Source organism: Pseudomonas sp. BIGb0176, from assembly GCF_024810175.1.
GTDB lineage: Bacteria > Pseudomonadota > Gammaproteobacteria > Pseudomonadales > Pseudomonadaceae > Aquipseudomonas > Aquipseudomonas protegens.
The window spans coordinates 256,287-273,623 of the sequence record NZ_JANUEC010000004.1 but is presented as its reverse complement, the minus strand read 5'-3'; the positions used below and the strand labels follow the sequence as shown (position 1 = coordinate 273,623).

22 protein-coding genes are annotated in these 17,337 nt (G+C 63.4%); 9 read left to right on the top strand and 13 right to left on the bottom strand.

The window, feature by feature from the left end; genetic code table 11:
- The first annotated feature begins 73 nt into the window (after window positions 1–73).
- The 4 genes from ftsY (at window position 74) to rpoH (ending at window position 4,246) form a co-directional block, all read left to right on the top strand.
- Window positions 74–1,591, top strand: coding sequence for a signal recognition particle-docking protein FtsY (gene ftsY, locus M2395_RS24315; RefSeq protein ID WP_053154349.1), 1,518 nt, complete (start codon window positions 74–76; stop codon window positions 1,589–1,591).
- Window positions 1,588–2,259, top strand: coding sequence for a cell division ATP-binding protein FtsE (ftsE, locus tag M2395_RS24310; protein ID WP_011064030.1), 672 nt, complete (start codon window positions 1,588–1,590; stop codon window positions 2,257–2,259). Before ftsY ends, ftsE begins: the two co-directional genes overlap by 4 nt.
- The gene (gene ftsX, locus M2395_RS24305) at window positions 2,256–3,278 is read left to right on the top strand and encodes a permease-like cell division protein FtsX (RefSeq protein ID WP_015637373.1); all 1,023 of its coding nucleotides are present in this window, start codon (window positions 2,256–2,258) and stop codon (window positions 3,276–3,278) included. The genes ftsE and ftsX overlap by 4 nt, the downstream gene beginning before the upstream one ends.
- A 113-nt stretch (window positions 3,279–3,391) precedes the next feature.
- The gene (gene rpoH / locus M2395_RS24300; RefSeq protein ID WP_011064028.1) at window positions 3,392–4,246 is read left to right on the top strand and encodes an RNA polymerase sigma factor RpoH; all 855 of its coding nucleotides are present in this window, start codon (window positions 3,392–3,394) and stop codon (window positions 4,244–4,246) included.
- Between the two features lie 146 nt (window positions 4,247–4,392).
- Here rpoH and mtgA read toward each other — a convergent pair whose 3' ends face one another.
- Entirely contained in the window at window positions 4,393–5,115 is a 723-nt protein-coding gene (gene mtgA, locus M2395_RS24295) for a monofunctional biosynthetic peptidoglycan transglycosylase (RefSeq protein ID WP_011064027.1), read from the bottom strand.
- A gap of 74 nt (window positions 5,116–5,189) precedes the next feature.
- Here mtgA and M2395_RS24290 point away from each other — a divergent pair, with 74 nt between their 5' ends.
- The 4 genes from M2395_RS24290 to trmB all read left to right on the top strand — a co-directional run bounded on the left by M2395_RS24290 (window position 5,190) and on the right by trmB (window position 7,534).
- On the top strand, window positions 5,190–5,570 hold the full coding sequence (locus tag M2395_RS24290; RefSeq protein ID WP_011064026.1) for a DUF423 domain-containing protein: 381 nt from the start codon (window positions 5,190–5,192) through the stop codon (window positions 5,568–5,570).
- Window positions 5,571–5,640: 70 nt separating this feature from the next.
- A complete protein-coding gene (gene thiS / locus M2395_RS24285) occupies window positions 5,641–5,841 on the top strand; it encodes a sulfur carrier protein ThiS (RefSeq protein WP_011064025.1) in 201 nt (66 codons plus the stop codon).
- Between the two features lie 163 nt (window positions 5,842–6,004).
- Window positions 6,005–6,799, top strand: a complete 795-nt coding sequence (locus M2395_RS24280) for a thiazole synthase (protein WP_011064024.1) — start codon at window positions 6,005–6,007, stop codon at window positions 6,797–6,799.
- Window positions 6,800–6,808: 9 nt separating this feature from the next.
- Window positions 6,809–7,534, top strand: a complete 726-nt coding sequence (gene trmB, locus M2395_RS24275; protein ID WP_011064023.1) for a tRNA (guanosine(46)-N7)-methyltransferase TrmB — start codon at window positions 6,809–6,811, stop codon at window positions 7,532–7,534.
- A gap of 94 nt (window positions 7,535–7,628) precedes the next feature.
- On the opposite strand, the gene M2395_RS24270 is transcribed toward trmB, so the two are convergent.
- From M2395_RS24270 to M2395_RS24220, 11 genes are all read right to left on the bottom strand, one after another.
- Complete coding sequence (locus M2395_RS24270; RefSeq protein ID WP_123431086.1) at window positions 7,629–8,177, bottom strand: RNA 2'-phosphotransferase; 549 nt, start codon at window positions 8,175–8,177, stop codon at window positions 7,629–7,631.
- An 87-nt stretch (window positions 8,178–8,264) separates the two neighbouring features.
- Window positions 8,265–8,588, bottom strand: a complete 324-nt coding sequence (locus M2395_RS24265; protein ID WP_011064021.1) for a DUF3392 domain-containing protein — start codon at window positions 8,586–8,588, stop codon at window positions 8,265–8,267.
- 9 nt (window positions 8,589–8,597) lie between these two features.
- Entirely contained in the window at window positions 8,598–9,800 is a 1,203-nt protein-coding gene (hemW, locus tag M2395_RS24260; protein ID WP_123431085.1) for a radical SAM family heme chaperone HemW, read from the bottom strand.
- The gene (gene rdgB, locus M2395_RS24255; RefSeq protein WP_041752666.1) at window positions 9,797–10,393 is read right to left on the bottom strand and encodes an RdgB/HAM1 family non-canonical purine NTP pyrophosphatase; all 597 of its coding nucleotides are present in this window, start codon (window positions 10,391–10,393) and stop codon (window positions 9,797–9,799) included. The genes hemW and rdgB overlap by 4 nt, the downstream gene beginning before the upstream one ends.
- Window positions 10,390–10,824: a DUF4426 domain-containing protein gene (locus M2395_RS24250; protein WP_123431084.1), complete on the bottom strand. Its 435-nt coding sequence runs from the start codon at window positions 10,822–10,824 to the stop codon at window positions 10,390–10,392. Before M2395_RS24250 ends, rdgB begins: the two co-directional genes overlap by 4 nt.
- Before the next feature lie 26 nt (window positions 10,825–10,850).
- Window positions 10,851–11,471 carry a methionine biosynthesis protein MetW gene (metW, locus tag M2395_RS24245; protein ID WP_011064017.1) on the bottom strand — a complete coding sequence of 207 codons (621 nt, stop codon included), beginning with the start codon at window positions 11,469–11,471 and terminating at the stop codon, window positions 10,851–10,853.
- A gap of 7 nt (window positions 11,472–11,478) precedes the next feature.
- A complete protein-coding gene (locus M2395_RS24240) occupies window positions 11,479–12,618 on the bottom strand; it encodes a homoserine O-acetyltransferase (protein WP_041752663.1) in 1,140 nt (379 codons plus the stop codon).
- A 163-nt stretch (window positions 12,619–12,781) separates the two neighbouring features.
- A complete protein-coding gene (locus M2395_RS24235; protein ID WP_123431083.1) occupies window positions 12,782–13,075 on the bottom strand; it encodes a DUF167 domain-containing protein in 294 nt (97 codons plus the stop codon).
- Between the two features lie 14 nt (window positions 13,076–13,089).
- The gene (locus M2395_RS24230; protein ID WP_011064014.1) at window positions 13,090–13,680 is read right to left on the bottom strand and encodes a YggT family protein; all 591 of its coding nucleotides are present in this window, start codon (window positions 13,678–13,680) and stop codon (window positions 13,090–13,092) included.
- Between the two features lie 10 nt (window positions 13,681–13,690).
- Complete coding sequence (gene proC, locus M2395_RS24225) at window positions 13,691–14,509, bottom strand: pyrroline-5-carboxylate reductase (RefSeq protein WP_011064013.1); 819 nt, start codon at window positions 14,507–14,509, stop codon at window positions 13,691–13,693.
- A 34-nt stretch (window positions 14,510–14,543) separates the two neighbouring features.
- The gene (locus M2395_RS24220) at window positions 14,544–15,242 is read right to left on the bottom strand and encodes a YggS family pyridoxal phosphate-dependent enzyme (protein ID WP_123431082.1); all 699 of its coding nucleotides are present in this window, start codon (window positions 15,240–15,242) and stop codon (window positions 14,544–14,546) included.
- Window positions 15,243–15,432: 190 nt separating this feature from the next.
- Between M2395_RS24220 and M2395_RS24215 the strand changes: the two genes are divergently transcribed.
- Window positions 15,433–16,467, top strand: a complete 1,035-nt coding sequence (locus M2395_RS24215) for a type IV pilus twitching motility protein PilT (protein ID WP_015637368.1) — start codon at window positions 15,433–15,435, stop codon at window positions 16,465–16,467.
- A 78-nt stretch (window positions 16,468–16,545) separates the two neighbouring features.
- Here M2395_RS24215 and M2395_RS24210 read toward each other — a convergent pair whose 3' ends face one another.
- Window positions 16,546–17,169 (bottom strand): C40 family peptidase, encoded by a 624-nt coding sequence (locus M2395_RS24210; protein ID WP_011064010.1) that lies wholly within the window; start codon window positions 17,167–17,169, stop codon window positions 16,546–16,548.
- Between the last annotated feature and the right edge of the window lie 168 nt (window positions 17,170–17,337).

Below are 17,337 nucleotides of genomic sequence, written 5' to 3'. Positions count from 1 at the left end.
AGTCTGTTCTGCATCGAATATTTATTTACCGAGGCGCCCAGTGGCGCATCGCTACCTTGAGATAGCCGTCTCCATGTTTGGTTCCAACGACGACAAAAAGACCCCAGCCGCGGCTGGCGAGAAGAAAGGCCTGTTCGGATGGCTGCGCAAAAAGCCGCAGGAACCCGTCGTCGAACAGCCGCAAGTGCCTGCCGAGCCGGCACCGACCCCGGTCATCGAACCTGCCGCCAGCGTAGCCCCGGCCGAGCCGGTTGTGCTGCCAATGGCCGAGCCGGTGCTGCAACCGCACATCGCGCCTGAACCGGCGGCCCCCGCGGCGCCCGACCTGCCGCTGGCGCCAAGCGCCGAGCACAAGCCCTGGTTGACCCTGCCGGTGGCGGAAGAACCCGTGGCCCTGGTGGAAGACGCCCAGGCCGAGCATGTGGCTCCGCCGATTCCGGCTGTTGCCGTGCACCCTGAGCCGGTGGTCGAAGCCCCGGTGGTTAGCCCGGCCCCCGTGGTCGAGGTGCAAGCCCCGGTTGCTCCGGTATTCGTCGCCCCTGAACCTGTTGCTCCTGCTCCTGCTCCTGCTCCTGCTCCTGCTCCTGTAGCCGAGCCGGTTGTGGCGGCGGCAGAGCCCGAGCCTGTGACCGAGCCCGCCCGTCCCGCCGAAGAGAGCAAGATCGGCTTCTTCGCTCGCCTCAAGCAGGGCCTGTCCAAGACCAGCGCCAGCATTGGCGAAGGCATGGCCAGCCTGTTCCTGGGCAAGAAGGCCATCGATGACGAATTGCTGGAAGACCTGGAAACCCGCCTGCTGACCGCAGACGTCGGGGTCGAGGCGACTTCGGTGATCATCCAGAACCTGACCCAGAAGGTGGCACGCAAGCAGCTCACCGACTCCGATGCGCTGTATGCCTCGCTGCAGGCCGAACTCACCAGCATGCTCAAGCCAGTGGAACAACCACTGCAGATCGTCGCCCAGAACAAGCCGTTCGTGATCCTGGTGGTGGGCGTCAACGGCGCCGGCAAGACCACCACCATCGGCAAGCTGGCGAAGAAGCTGCAGTTGGAAGGCAAGAAAGTCATGCTGGCCGCTGGCGACACTTTCCGCGCCGCGGCGGTGGAGCAGCTGCAAGTCTGGGGCGAGCGCAACAAGATCCCGGTCATCGCCCAGCACACCGGTGCCGATTCGGCCTCGGTGATCTTCGATGCGGTGCAAGCGGCCAAGGCCCGTGGCATTGACGTGCTGATCGCCGACACGGCGGGGCGCCTGCACACCAAAGACAACCTGATGGAAGAGCTGAAGAAAGTCCGTCGGGTCATCGGCAAGCTCGATGCCGACGCGCCCCACGAGGTGCTGCTGGTGCTGGACGCCGGTACCGGCCAGAACGCCATCAACCAGGCCAAGCAGTTCAACCAGACGGTGCAGTTGTCCGGCCTGGCCCTGACCAAGCTCGACGGTACCGCCAAGGGTGGAGTGATCTTCGCCCTGGCCAAGCAGTTCGGCCTGCCGATCCGTTATATCGGCGTCGGTGAAGGCATCGACGACTTGCGTACCTTTGAAGCCGAACCCTTTGTCCAGGCACTGTTTGCCGAGCGGGAGCGTTCATGATTCGTTTCGAACAGGTCGGTAAGCGCTACCCCAACGGTCACGTTGGCCTGCATGAGCTGAGCTTTCGCGTGCGTCGCGGCGAATTCCTGTTTGTCACCGGCCATTCCGGCGCCGGTAAGAGCACCTTGCTGCGCCTGCTGCTGGCCATGGAGCGTCCCACCACCGGCAAGCTGCTGCTGGCCGGGCAGGACCTGGGGCAGATCAGCAATGCGCAGATCCCGTTCCTGCGGCGGCAGATCGGCGTGGTGTTCCAGAACCACCAGTTGCTGTTCGACCGCACCGTATTCAACAACGTCGCCCTGCCGCTGCAGATCCTCGGCCTGTCCAAGGCGGAAATCGCCAAGCGGGTGGACTCGGCGCTGGAGCGCGTAGCGCTGTCGGACAAGACCGATCTGTACCCCGGCGACCTGTCCACCGGCCAGCAGCAGCGCGTGGGCATCGCCCGGGCCATCGTCCACCGCCCGGCTCTGCTGCTGGCGGACGAACCCACCGGTAACCTCGACCCGCGTCTTGCGGCGGAAATCATGGGCGTGTTCGAAGACATCAACCGCCTGGGCACCAGCGTGCTGATCGCCAGCCACGACCTGGCACTGATCGCCCGCATGCGCCACCGCATGCTGACCTTGCAACGCGGACGCTTGATCGGCGACGGGGAGGCCGGCGTATGAGTGCTACACGTACCCCTAAAGTGGCGGAGCGCGTAGCGCCCAAGGCTTCCGAAGCACCACCGCCGAAGAAAAAGCGTGACGAGGACGACGGCCCGGATTTCGGCACCCTGCTGCACGCCTGGATCGAAAGCCATCGCGCCAGCCTGCTGGACAGCCTGCGGCGCCTGGGCAAACAGCCCATCGGCAGCTTCTTTACCTGCCTGGTGATGGCCGTGGCCTTGAGCCTGCCCATGGGCTTGTCGCTGTTGCTCAATAATGTCGAGCGCCTGGGCGGTTCCTGGCAGCGCGCGGCGCAGATCTCGCTGTACCTGGATCTGGGGGCTTCTGCCACCGAGGGCGAGAAGCTCAGTGAAGAGATCAAGGGCCTGCCCGGTGTGGCGGATGCCGAGTTCATCAGCAAGGAAAAGGCCCTGGAGGAGTTCCAGCAGCAGTCCGGGCTGGGCGAGGCCTTGCGCGAATTGCCACATAACCCGCTGCCGGGTGTCGTGCTGGTCACACCGAACGAAGTGGATAAGGCGACCCTGGAAGCCCTGCGCCAGCGGTTGTCGGAAATGCCCAAGGTGCAACTGGCGCAACTGGACCTGGTATGGGTCGAGCGGCTGGCGGCGATCCTCAAGCTGGGGGACCGCTTTGTCTTCGGCCTGACGGTGCTGCTGGTTTCTGCATTACTTTTGGTGATAGGCAATACCATTCGTCTTCATATTGAAAACCGCCGCACCGAGATAGAAGTGATTAAACTCGTCGGCGGCACGGACAGTTATGTTCGTCGGCCCTTCCTCTATATGGGGGCGCTGTATGGTTTCGGCGCGGGGATCCTGTCCTGGGGTGTATTGGCGTTTGGCCTGAACTGGCTGAACGATGCGGTAATCGGTCTGGCTGGCTTGTATGGCAGCGATTTTGCCCTCGCGGGGGTGCCGGTTGCCGATGGTCTGTCGCTCTTGCTAGGGGCGGTGCTGTTGGGTTATATCGGTGCGTGGATTGCGGTGGCCCGTCACCTGAGGGAACTGGCACCGAAGTAATATCTTTTTGCTTGTATTGACCTTTCAGCATTTTTGGGAACTTGTTTCGCGGTTTCCGGTCAATTTTCGCAGTGCTGAACGGCACGAGTTATGTGAGTCGGAGGTTTTTTCGTATGACCACTTCTTTGCAACCTGCTTACGCATTGGTTCCAGGCGCAAACCTGGAGGCTTATGTGCACACGGTGAACAGCATTCCATTGCTGACACCCGAGCAGGAGCGTGAACTGGCCGAGAGTCTCTACTATGAGCAGGATCTTGAGGCGGCTCGGCAGATGGTGCTCGCCCACCTGCGTTTTGTCGTACATATCGCCCGTAGCTATTCCGGCTACGGGTTGGCCCAGGCTGACCTGATCCAGGAAGGCAACGTTGGCCTGATGAAAGCCGTGAAGCGCTTCAACCCTGAAATGGGTGTGCGCCTGGTGTCCTTTGCCGTGCACTGGATCAAGGCGGAAATTCACGAGTTCATCCTGCGTAACTGGCGGATTGTGAAGGTTGCTACCACCAAGGCGCAGCGCAAGCTGTTCTTCAACCTGCGCAGCCAGAAGAAGCGTCTGGCCTGGCTGAACAACGAAGAAGTTCACCGCGTGGCGGAAAGCCTGGGCGTGGAGCCTCGTGAAGTGCGGGAAATGGAAAGCCGGCTGACCGGCCAGGACATGGCGTTCGATCCGGCTGCGGAAGCGGACGACGACAGCGCCTTCCAGTCGCCAGCCAACTACCTGGAAGACCACCGCTACGACCCGGCGCTGCAACTTGAGGATGCCGACTGGAGCGACAACTCCACCAGCAACCTGCACGAAGCCCTGGAAGTGCTGGACGAACGCAGCCGTGACATCCTCTACCAGCGCTGGCTGGCCGAAGAGAAAGCCACGCTGCACGACCTGGCGCAGAAGTACAACGTTTCGGCCGAGCGGATTCGCCAGCTGGAAAAAAGCGCGATGAACAAGCTGAAACTGTCCATCGCCGCTTAAGCCTGAAGCGTCATGCAAAACGCCCCGATTACCTCGGGGCGTTTTTGTTTGTGCGGTTGGCGTAGGAGCCGGCTTGCCGGCGAATCCCCAGCCCAGCACCCATCTCGAACATGCTCAAGAAGAACCGGCGCAAAGCCAAATCCGGGTTACTCCGCCCAGGGCGCCCTGCGCGACTCGTTCAGCCGATTCAAGTAATCGGCTCCACCCAACTGGCTCATCTGCCGCCGAACCCAGCCCGCCCGCTGCATCACATAAGTGCTGGGACGTGCTGCGCTCCACACCCTTGGATTGGGCAGGACAGCGGCTAGCAGGCTGGCTTGCTGGCGTGACAGATTGGCCGCGCTGACGCCGAAGTGATGGCGCGCCGCGGCTTCTGCCCCGAACACCCCTTCATCCCATTCGACACTGTTGAGGTAGACCTCAAGAATCCGCTGCTTGGGCCAGAACACTTCGATCAGCGCGGTGAACCAGGCTTCCAGTCCCTTGCGCAGGTAGCTGCGGCCGGACCACAGGAACAGGTTTTTCGACACTTGCTGGCTCAGGGTACTGGCGCCACGGATCGAGCCGCCCCTTTCGTTGTGGATCAACGCTGCCTGGATTGCATCGATATCGAAGCCCCAGTGCTCGGGGAATTTCTGATCCTCGCCGGCGATCACCGCCACCTTGAGGTTGTCGGAGATTTCATCCCAAGGCTTCCAGGTGCGCTGCAGGTCGATGGGGTCGTTGTCGACCCAGGACTCGATCTTGCGCTCTACCATCAGGGCGGTGCCCGGTGGCGGTACGAAACGCAACAGCAGCACCAGCAGGACGCTGCCGACCATGAACCACATCAAGGCTTTTACAAGACGACGAAACAGATAACGCAGCATAGAGATGGCTTGGCCGAACCCGTTGAGCGCGCCATTATACAGACCCTTTGTGCTGAATCTGACTGGAGTTCCTCATGTTGCGTGGCTTCCTGATGCTGGCCGCCTTCTTCGGTTTCACCGGGGTTGCCCTTGGCGCTTTCGCCGCCCACGGTCTTAAAAACCGCCTGAGCACGGACTACCTGGCTATTTTTCATACAGGTGTTACCTATCAACTGGTGCATGCCCTGGCGTTGTTCGGCGTCGCCTTGCTGGCGGCTCATATTCCCGGGCGGCTGGTGACCTGGGCCGGCGCTGCCTTCACCCTGGGCATCCTGCTGTTCTCCGGTAGCCTGTACCTGCTGACCCTGACTGGCACCAGCAAGCTGGGGATCATCACCCCCTTCGGCGGTGTGGCCTTCCTGGTCGGCTGGTTCCTGCTGGGGCTTGCCGCCTGGCGCCTGCAAGTCGCCGGCTGACGCTTGTAGCTGACCTTTAGGTCATGATCGGGCTAGAATGCTGGCCCCTAAAAATGATGGCGGCCTTGGCATGCGCATTCAGTTGAACGGTGAATCCTTTGAACTGCCCGACGGCTCGACCGTTGCGGCCCTGCTGAGCCATCTGGAACTCACCGGACGGCGGATCGCGGTGGAACTCAACCTGGATATCGTTCCGCGCAGCCAGCACGCCGAAACCGCCCTCAACGAAGGTGACCAGGTTGAAGTGGTCCACGCTATCGGCGGCGGCTAGTCACTGGCTTCAACCGCGCTGCTGCTCATCTGCGCAGCGCCCTGGCCCGATTCCGGGCCCTTTCATGGACGACATGCTTTCACCGGCCCCGGATCGAGGGTCACCAGCGCCCCGGGCCTGATAAAGAATTCTGCAAGAACCTCACCCCAACAGAGGATTTCCGATGAGCAACGTTCGTAGTGACAAGCCTTTCGTCCTGGCCGGTCGGACGTACCAGTCGCGTTTGCTGGTAGGCACCGGCAAGTACCGCGACATGGAAGAAACCCGCCTGGCCATCGAGGCCTCGGGTGCCGAGATCGTGACCGTTGCCGTGCGCCGGACCAATATCGGCCAGAACCCGGGCGAACCGAACCTGCTGGATATCCTGCCGCCGGATCGCTACACCATCCTGCCCAACACCGCCGGCTGCTATGACGCGGTCGAGGCCGTGCGCACCTGCCGCCTGGCCCGTGAGCTTCTGGATGGCCACAACCTGGTGAAGCTGGAAGTCCTGGCCGACCAGAAGACCCTGTTCCCCAACGTGCTGGAAACCCTCAAGGCCGCCGAAGTGCTGGTCAAGGAAGGTTTCGACGTGATGGTCTACACCAGCGATGATCCGATCATCGCCCGCCAGCTGGCGGAAATGGGCTGCATCGCGGTCATGCCCCTGGCGGGCCTGATTGGCACCGGGCTGGGGATCTGCAACCCGTACAACCTGCAGATCATCCTTGAAGAAGCCAAGGTTCCGGTACTGGTGGATGCCGGTGTCGGTACCGCTTCCGACGCCACCATCGCCATGGAACTGGGGTGTGAGGCGGTGCTGATGAACTCGGCCATCGCCCACGCGCAGCAGCCGGTGATGATGGCCGAAGCCATGAAACACGCAATTGTCGCGGGCCGCCTGGCGTACCTCGCCGGTCGCATGCCGAAGAAACTCTATGCCAGCGCCTCTTCGCCGCTGGATGGTCTGATCAAGTAAGAGCTATTGATGACTGAATCAAACGACACGCCAATCCAGCCGGAAGCCGGCGACGAGCGCCAACACCGCCGCATCAAGAGTTTCGTGATGCGCGCCGGGCGCATGACCGAGGGCCAGCAGCGCGGCCTGGACCAGGGCGCGCCGCTGTACGTGCTGCCCCTGGCCGACGCCCCGGTGGATTACGACCAGGTGTTCGGCCGTTCGGCACCGCGCTCCCTGGAAATCGGCTTCGGCATGGGCCACTCGCTGCTGGAAATGGCCGCAGCGGCCCCGGAGCAGGATTTCATCGGCGTTGAGGTTCACCGCCCGGGTGTCGGCGCGCTGCTCAATGGCGTGCTGACCCAGGGCCTGACCAACCTGCGGGTCTACGATTGCGATGCCATCGAGGTGCTCAACCGCTGCATCGCCGACAACAGCCTGGACCGGCTGATGTTGTTCTTCCCCGATCCGTGGCACAAGAGCCGGCACCACAAGCGCCGCATCGTCCAGGCCTCCTTCGCCGAACTGGTGCGCAGCAAGCTCAAGGTTGGCGGCATTTTGCACATGGCCACCGACTGGGAGCCCTATGCCGAATACATGCTGGAAGTGATGAACGTTGCTCCGGGTTACCGCAACCTGGCCGAAGACGGCAAGTGCGTACCGCGCCCGGCCGAACGCCCGATCACCAAGTTCGAGCGTCGCGGCGAGCGCCTGGGCCACGGCGTGTGGGATTTGAAGTTCGAAAAGCTCGCCTGAGCCCCGTGGACTCGCTGCTGTAGGAGCTGGCCGGGCGGCGTTCCGCTTGCCAGCGAAGAGGCCTTCAAGGTCGCCTTCGCCAGCCAGCTGGCTCCTACAGGGCTTTGATGAAGCCGATCGGCACCTGGTCGGTCAGCCACACCCCATTCTCTGCCTGATAGAAGGTGAAACCCTGGGCCTGCATGGCCTGGGCGTCGATCTGCAGGATCACCACCTTGCCATAGCGCTGGCCCACGGCCCGGGCGGTGTCGATTTCCTGGGACAGGTGCACGTGGTGCCGTGAGCCCGGGATCAGCCCCTTTTCGTTGATCGAATCCATGAAGCGCGTGGCGGTGCCGTGGAAGAGCACGGCGGGCGGTTGCTTTGCCTCAAGCTGCAATTGCACGGCCTTGTTGGAATGCCCCTGAACGGCACGAATCCGCTGGCTGTCAGCCGAGAGGGCGAAGCGTTTCTTGTCGTTGCCTTCGACCACCTGCTCGATCAATTCCCGGCTCAGTCGCCGGCCGTTCTTGGCCGCACCGCTGATCAGCGCGTCGATATCGCCCCAGCCTTCGCTGTCCAGTTCCAGGCCGATGGCCTGGGGCTCGTGGCGCAGCACATAGCTGAGGAACTTACTGGTGTCCTCGATGACTTTCTTGCTCATGTTCTTCCTTGATAACGGGGGCAGCCATTGGACTGCGTTCGCCGGCTTGGTGTAGGAGCCGGCTTGCCGGCGAAGGGGCCCTGCGAATTAACGACGATCAGCGACCACGCCAATCAGCACCAGCACCACCAACAGCACTGGCGCCAGGCTGTAGTTGTTGAACTGGCTCAGGCCGCGGACGATCCACGGTGTGGCGTAGATCAGCGCCAGGCCGCTGCCCACCATGCACAGCAGGGCCATCAGCGGCACCCGCAGGGCGCCGGCGATGCCGCCCAGGCGCTGTTCGACCCAGCCCTTGATGTCCGCGCCGAACAGCACCAGCAGGCAGCCCACCAGTGCCAGGGCGATTTCCGAGAGGTTGCTGCGACTCCAGCGGGACACGGTGGCGAGCAGGTCGAGTACCAGATCCATGTGATTTCCTTAGATCAGAAAGTATTGCAGCAGGTCATTGAGAAAAAGTTGCCCGCGGGCCGTGGCCGCCAGGCGTGACGGTTCGACCTGCAACAAGCCGCTTTGTTCGGCCTGGCGCCGACCTTCGGCGAGGCTGACCAGGTCCAGGCCGGTGCGTTGGGCGAACAGCGCAGCGTCCACGCCATCGGTGAGGCGCAGGGCGTTCATCAGGAACTCGAACGGCAGCTCTTCGTTGCCCAGGGCCTTCTCGCCCGCCTTGAACTGCTTGGCCGGGTTCAGGTAGTCCTTGGGCAGGCGGGTCTTCCAGGTGCGCAGGATGCGCCCGTCCGGGTGGCTGAGTTTGCCGTGGGCACCGGCGCCGATCCCGATGAAGTCGCCAAAGCTCCAGTAGTTCAGGTTGTGCCGCGCCGCGCGCCCGGGCTGGGCGTAGGCCGAGACTTCGTACTGGGCATAGCCGTGCTCGGCCAGCAGGGCCTGTCCGGCTTCCTGGATGTCCCACAGGGTGTCGTCTTCCGGCAGTACCGGTGGCTGGTTCCAGAACACCGTGTTGGGCTCCAGGGTCAGCTGATACCAGGACAGGTGGGTCGGCTTCATCGCAATGGCCTGGCGCAGGTCGCCCAGGGCATCGTCCAGGGACTGGTCCGGCAGGCCGTGCATCAGGTCCAGGTTGAAGTTGTCGAACCCGGCCCGGCGCGCCATGCCAGCGGCGCGAATCGCTTCATCGCCGTTGTGGATGCGGCCCAAGGCCTTGAGCTTCTGTTCCTGGAAACTCTGGATGCCGATGGACAGGCGATTGATGCCCAGGGCGCGGTAGGCGGTGAATTTTTCCTGCTCGAAGGTCCCGGGGTTGGCTTCCAGGGTGATTTCGATGTCGGGGGCAAACCGGATGCGCTGTTCCACGCCCTTGAGCAGCCGACCCAGGGCCTGGGCGCTGAACAGGCTCGGGGTGCCGCCGCCGAAGAAGATCGAGCTCAGCTCGCGACCGTGCACGGCGTGCAGGTCCTGGTCGAGGTCGGCCAGCAGGGCGTCGACGTACTCCTCTTCCGGTAGCGTCGGGCTGGCCGCGTGGGAGTTGAAGTCGCAGTAGGGGCATTTGCGTACACACCACGGGATGTGGATGTACAGCGCCAGGGGCGGCAACTGGGGCAGCGCCGCCCGGGGCGTATGCGCGCCGCCGAGAATCAGCGGCGACGCGGAGGGCTCGTGGCTCATTTCAGGCCCAGGCGTTGCCGCAGAATGGCCATGGCGCGGGCGCGGTGGCTGAGCTGGTTTTTCTCCTCGGGGCCCAGTTCGGCGCTGGAGCAGTTGCGTTCCGGCACCCAGAACAGCGGGTCGTAGCCGAAGCCGTGCTCGCCGCTGGCGGCGGTAAGGATGCGCCCGTGCCACAGGCCTTCGCAGAGGATCGGCAGCGGATCGTCGGCGTGCCGCACCAGTGCCAGGACGCAGACGAACTGCGCACCGCGCTCGGCTTGCGGGACATCCTTGAGGGCTTCGAGCAGCTTGGCGTTGTTCGCCGAGTCGCCCTGGCCGTCGGCGTAGCGGGCCGAGTAGATGCCCGGGGCGCCACCGAGGAAGTCCACTGCCAGGCCGGAGTCGTCGGCCAGTGCCGGCAAGCCGGAAATGCGTGCGGCATTACGCGCCTTGAGGATGGCGTTTTCGACGAACGACAGGCCGGTTTCTTCCGGCTCGACGCTGCTGAACTCGCCGATCGAGCGCAATTGCACCGAAGCGCCGAGCATGGCCTGGAGTTCTTTGAGTTTGCCGGCGTTATGGCTGGCCAGTACGAGTTGCGTGAGGTTCATTATTCGCCCGGGAATAGCTCTTGGTTGAAGCTGAAGCTGTTGGTGTCACCGCCAGTCTGCACATTGATGGTGAACGTACGGTTTTCCTGCTGCTCCACCGGGAACTGGGCGATGTAGTAGATCGCGCCCTGCTCGGTGATCTGGCGGAATTTCAGCGGGATGGTCTTGCTGGTCAGGTCCTTGACCGTGCCACTGACCTGGCCGACCAGCGGCTTGCCGTCCTTGATCAGGGAAACGTTGATCACGCCCTGGTTCTTGCTGCGGACCAGCTCCGCCGCCCTGGCGATATCAGGCTGCAGGTAGGTGGAGTTGAAGGTGTTGTAGTGCACGGTGATGTCACCGAACACTTCCTGGCGTTCGCCCTTGATCGGGTCCGCCGCCAGGGCGCTGACGCTCAGGCAGGCAGCCAGTAGAAATGTAACCAGACGTCCCATGATGGTTCTCCTCGATGCAACGTGGTTTATACCGCGACCTTGTGATCTTGCAGGCCGGGACTGCTGACGCGGTAGATGCCGATCTCTCCTAAGAGATTAGGCCATAGCTTACTGGCCCACCCATGGCGGTGTTGTTGATCGACGGCAAGGCGGTTGATCACCCGGGCTTGCCGCTCGCGGCACAGTTCTTCGAAGTCCTCGAAGGTGCAGAAGTGGATGTTCGGCGTGTTGTACCAGGTGTACGGGAGGAACTCCGAGACCGGCATCCGCCCCTTGCTGGCCAGGTACCAGCGGCAGCGCCAGTGACCGAAATTGGGGAAGGTGATGATGCACTGGCGGCCGACCCGGAGCATTTCGTCGAGGATCTTGTCCGGGTAGTGCACGGCTTGCAGGGCCTGGGTCATGACCACGATGTCGAAGCTGTTGCTGGCAAAGTTGCCCAGGCCCTTGTCCAGGTCCTGCTCGATCACGTTGATGCCCTTGGCCACGCACTCGGCGATGTTGTCCGGGTCGTTTTCCAGGCCATAGCCGGTGACCTGCTTGTGCTCCTGCAGCCAGCTCAGCAGCTCGCCGTTACCGCAGCCCAGGTCGAGGACGCGGCTGCCGGCGGGGATCCATTCCTGGATGATTTCCAGATCGGCTCTCATCGTGTCCTCACAAGGTAATGCGGTTCATGTAGTGGCTGAACGCCTGCAGGTAGCGCGGGATCGGGATCAGGAAGGCGTCATGCCCCTGCGGTGCGTCGATCTCCAGGTAGCAGACGTCCTTGCGCGCGGCCATCAATGCATCCACCAGTTCCCGGGAGCGGGCCGGGGAGAAGCGCCAGTCGGTGGTGAAGGACATCACGCAGAACTTGGCGGTGGCATGGGCGAAGGTCTTGGCCAGGTCGTCGTCGCAGTTGGCCGCCGGGTCGAAGTAGTCCAGGGCCTTGGTCATCAGCAGGTAGGTGTTGGCATCGAAACGCCCGGAGAACTCCTCGCCCTGGTAGCGCAGGTAGCTTTCCACCTGGAACTCGACGCTGTGGAAGTCGTAGTTGAGCTTCTCGCTCTTGAGCCCACGGCCGAATTTCTCGCCCATGGAGTCGTCGGACAGGTAAGTGATATGGCCCACCATTCGCGCCAGCATCAGCCCGCGCTTGGGGATCACCCCCTGTTCCTGGAACGAGCCGCCGTGGAATTCCGGGTCGGTGAGGATCGCCTGGCGCGCCACTTCGTTGAAGGCGATGTTCTGCGCCGAGAGCTTGGGCGCCGAGGCGATGGCCAGGCAGTGCCGTACACGGTCCGGGTAGGTGATGGTCCATTGCAGGGCCTGCATGCCGCCGAGGCTGCCGCCGATCACCGCTGCCCACTGGTCGATGCCCAGGCGATCCGCCAGGCGCGCCTGGCTGTGTACCCAGTCTTCCACGGTAAGCACCGGGAAGTCGGCGCCGAATGGCTTGCCGGTGTCCGGGTTGAGGCTGCTGGGACCGGTGGAGCCGTTGCAACCGCCGAGGTTGTTGAGGCTGACCACGAAGAACCTATTGGTGTCGATCGGCTTGCCCGGGCCGATGCAGCTGTCCCACCAACCGGGCTTGCGGTCGTCGACGCTGTGGTAGCCGGCGGCGTGATGATGGCCGGACAGGGCGTGGCAGATCAGCACCGCGTTGCTGGCGCTGGCGTTGAGCTGACCGTAGGTTTCGTAGATCAGGTCGTAGGCCGGCAGCGCGCGCCCGCAGGCCAGGGCCAGGGGTTCGCTGAAGTGCGCTATTTGTGGCGTGACCAGACCAACAGAATCGGGGGGAAAGGCAGTTGGCATCGACCCTGCTCTCATTTAAATGAGGCGTAAGTCTAAAGACCGCTGCCCCCAGCGGCAAGCAAAGCCCGGGGCTGTGTTTCGTTGCGGGAAATGACGTGGGAGGTTCGCTGGCAAGCCAGCTCCTGCAGTGAACATGGAGCGCAGGAGCCGGCTTGCCGGCGAATCAGGCGGGACGAGCCAGCCCCGGCAGGTCCGGCAGCTTCTTCGGCGCTTGCAGGCGCACCCGCTTCTGCCGGTTCAGCTCGCCGCTGACCAGGCTGACGTTGCTCTTGGGAATGCCAAAGGCCTTTGCCAGGAACGCCATCAGGTGCACATTGGCCTTGCCTTCCACTGGTGGCGCAGTGAGGCGGATCTTCAACCGCTCGCCGTGCAGGCCAGCGAACTCGTCGCTGCTGGCCTTGGGTTGCAGGTGGCAATCGAGGATCAGATCGTCACCGTCCCAGCGGTAATAACTCATGCAGGCCGCCCGGGTCAGATCAGCAGGCGCAGGATGTCCGGCATCATGGTCATGGCCGCCAGGTTATTGATCACCAGCATGTCCAGCAGCTTGAGCACCATGAATGCCAGGATCGGCGAGATATCCAGGCCGCCCATGCTCGGCAGGATGCGACGGAACGGGGCCAGGGCGGGTTCGCAGATCTGGTTCACCAGTTCGGCGCCGGGGTTGTGGCTGCCAGGGGCGACCCAGGACAGGATCACGCTGATGATCAGGGCGAAGAAGAAGATCTTCAGGAACAGCGCGGTGACGCCGATGATCGACCAGATCAGCAGTTGCAGCGGGTTGCCGGTGGTGCCGTAGGTCAGCAGCAGGGTCAGGGCCATCAAGGCCAGTTGCACCAGGATCGCCAGGAGCAGCGAGGACATGTCCAGGCCGCCGATGCTCGGGATGACCCGGCGCATCGGCTTGAGCAGCGGCTGGGTGGCCCGCACGATGAACTGGCACAGCGGGTTGTAGAAGTTGGCGCGCACCAGTTGCAGGACGAAACGCATCAGCACGATCAGCAGGTACAGGCTGCCCAGGGTTTGCAGCACATACACCGCAGCGGTGTTCAATCCAATCATCATTGGCTCCTTATTGGCCCAGTTGTTCGGCCATTTCGGCCGAGCGGTGCGCAGCGGCACCCAATGCTTTTTCCACCAGGGCTTCAAAGCCACCGGCCTGGAACGACTTGATGGCCGCTTCCGTGGTGCCTGCCGGTGAAGTCACGCGGCGGCGCAGCTCGGCGGCGTCAACGTCACTGGAGACCGCCATGTGGGCGGCGCCCAGGGCGGTCTGCAGAGTCAGCTGGGCGGCGGTTTCCCGGGGCAGGCCGAGCTTCTCGCCGGCGGCGGTCATGGCTTCGATCAGCAGGAAGAAATACGCCGGGCCACTGCCGGAGACGGCAGTCACTGCGTCCAGTTGCTGCTCCTGGTCCAGCCACAGGGCGATACCCACGGCGGACAGCAGTTCCTCGGCCTGCTGGCGTTGCTGGGCGCTGACTTCGGCGGTGGCGTACAGGCCGCTGACACCCTGGCGCAGCAGTGCCGGGGTGTTGGGCATGCAGCGCACGATGGGCTGGGCGCCGAGCCAGCTGTTCATGCTCGAACAGGTGATGCCGGCGGCGATGGACACCACCAGCTGTTGCGGCTTCAGGCTCGGGCGCAGGGCTTGGCACACGGCTTTCATGGCCTGGGGCTTGACCGCCAGGACGATCACGTCGACGCCTTCGATGGCCTCGGCGTTATCGGCAAACACCTGGATGCCATGTTCGGCCGCTACTTTCGCTCGGGTCTGCTCGCCCGGGTCGCTGGCGCGGATCTGCGAGGCCTCCAGGCCTTTGGCCCGCAGGCCGCCGATGAGACTGGCCGCCATGTTGCCGGCACCGATAAAAGCGATACGAGTCGTGTTCATGACAGGTCCTTACAAGAGGTCGGGGTCAGTCGCATCAGGACTGACTGTAGTCGCGGGCACCAAACAGCGCGGTACCGATCCGCACCCAGGTGGCGCCTTGGGCAATGGCCGCTTCGAGGTCGTGGCTCATGCCCATGGAAAGGGTATCCAGGGGCAGGTTGAGGCTGTCCCGCAGGTCGTTGTTCAGGCGTTGTACCGCGGCGAAGGCGGCGTCCTGGGCAGCGCGGTCCTCGGTAGGCTCGGGAATCGCCATCAACCCCCGCAGTTGCAGGCGTGGCAAGGCACCGATGGCGCTGGCCAGGGCCGGCAGGTCGGCCGGGGCGCAGCCGGACTTGCTGGCTTCGCCACTGACGTTCACCTGGATGCAGATGTTCAGTGGCGGCAACTCGGCCGGGCGTTGTTCAGACAGGCGTTGGGCGATTTTCAAGCGATCCACGGAGTGCACCCAGTCAAAATGCTCGGCAATGGCACGAGTCTTGTTCGACTGAATGGGGCCGATGAAGTGCCAACTCAAGGGCAGGTCGGCCAGTTCCTGCTGTTTGCCCAGGGCTTCCTGCAGGTAGTTCTCGCCGAAATCCCGCAGGCCGGCGGCATGGGCCTCGCGCAGGGCGGCGGCGGGCTTGGTCTTGCTCACGGCCAGCAGCTGGACGCTGTGCGGGTCGCGCTGTACGGCCTGGCAGGCGTTGCGGATGCGCTCGGCTACCTGGGCAATGTTGTCTGCTATCGTGGACATTCGATTTCGTCTCAAAAGTACCGGCGGCCCTGGCCACCGGCTGCCGCGTGAATCCACCAGACCTCGATTCTCCGCCGGCCCGAGCCACGCTCAAGGGTCGCGCCGGGCATCGTCCGCGGCCTGGCCATTGAATCTGCCAGGCGCGGGCGGGTCTGAAGCTCGCGGCATTCTACTGGAATTGGGGGGCACTATGGACATCACCGAACTCTTGCGCTTGAGCGCTTCCCGGGGCGCTTCGGACCTGCATCTGTCCGCCGGGCTGGCGCCGATGTTGCGCATCGATGGCGATATTCGCCCGCTGCCGGGCCCGGCCCTGGAAGGGCCAGAGGTGCTGGCGCTGATCCATGAACTGATGAGCGAAGCTCAGCGCCAGGCATTCGCCGCCTGCAATGACCTGGATTTCGCCCATGAACTGCCAGGTGTGGCGCGGTTTCGGGTCAATGCCTTCCGGCACGCCCGGGGCGCCGGTGCGGTGCTGCGCCTGATTCCCGCGCGGGTACAGAGCCTGGAGGAGCTGGGGCTGGGGGAAGTGTTTCGGCAGATTACCGAGGCGCCCCGCGGGCTGGTGCTGGTGACCGGGCCCACCGGCAGCGGCAAGTCCACCACACTGGCGGCGATGATCGACCACCTGAACCAGCGCCGCCAGCAGCACATCCTGACCATCGAAGACCCTATCGAATTCGTGCATCCGCAGAAAAACTGCCTGGTGCACCAGCGCGAAGTGCAGCGCGATACCCAGAGCTTCGCCACGGCCTTGCGTGCGGCGCTGCGGGAAGATCCCGACGTGATCCTGCTGGGCGAACTGCGGGACCTGGAAACCATCCGCCTGGCCCTGACCGCCGCGGAAACCGGGCACTTGGTACTGGCCACCTTGCACACCTCGTCGGCGGCCAAGACCATCGACCGGCTGGTGGACGTGTTTCCAGGGGAGGAAAAAGCCCTGGTGCGCTCGATGCTGGCCGAGTCGCTGCAGGCAGTGGTCGCGCAAGTGCTGGTGAAGAAGGTGGGCGGTGGCCGGGTAGCGGCGCACGAGATCATGCTGGGCAGCCCGGCGATCCGTAACCTGATCCGCGAGGACAAGGTGGCGCAGATGTATTCGGCGATCCAGACGGGCGGCGCCCAGGGCATGCGCACCCTGGACATGAGCCTCAAGGCATTGCTCGGGCAGGGGTTGATCAGCCGCGATCAGGCGCGGGAGCAGGCGCGGATGCCGGAGAGCTTTTGACGGGGCTGGAAATGCATTCGCCGGCAAGCCGGCTCCTACAGGTGGGTGCAGGAGCCGGCTTGCCGGCGAAGCGGGGTATCAGCGTTGCACGACCCGCAGGGGCGCGTGCTCCTTGGGCAAGACCCGCTTGGCAACCACATAGTGGCTCTGCCAGTAGGGCTTCTTCAGGGTATCGATGGTCACTGCCTTGCCGCGCCGCGGGGCGTGGATGAAGCGGTCTTCGCCCAGGTAGATGGCGACGTGGTTGACCTTGCGGCTCTTGATGTTGAAGAACAGCAGGTCGCCCGGCTTCAGGTCCTTGCGCTCGACCTTCTGCCCGTGGCCGCTGGCCATGGCGTTGGAGGTGCGTGGCAGGTCCACGGCGGCGACATCGTTGAAGGCGTAGCGCACCAGGCCGCTGCAGTCGAAGCCTTTGCTTGGGCTGCTGCCGCCCCAACGATAGGGTGTACCGAGGACATTGACCGCGCGGCTGAGAACCGTGGTGCTCGGCCGGCCGGCGTTGTTGGCCACCAGCTTGCTGTCGGCCTTGCTCAGGCGGGTGGGGTGCTTGATGGTGCTCTTGTTCTTGGCGGTGACCGTCGAAACGTGAGGTTTCGGGGTGTAGCCATTAACGTTGGGAAGTCGTTGCTCACGGTTGGTGGCGTGGGCGGCCAGTGGCATTAATAGGCAAATGGTTAGCCATGTCTTGAAAAATGGACGCATTAGGCAAGGCTCTTATTGGTTAGCGCGCAACTTTATAACAGCTTTCAGGTCACTTCCGTGGCCGTTTGTCGATTCAACCTTGGGGTCAACTTCGGCAAAGAGGTGGCAACTTGACGCAGAAAACCGTCAGAAGTCAGGCAGTACAAGGCTTTGGCGGAACAGAAGGTA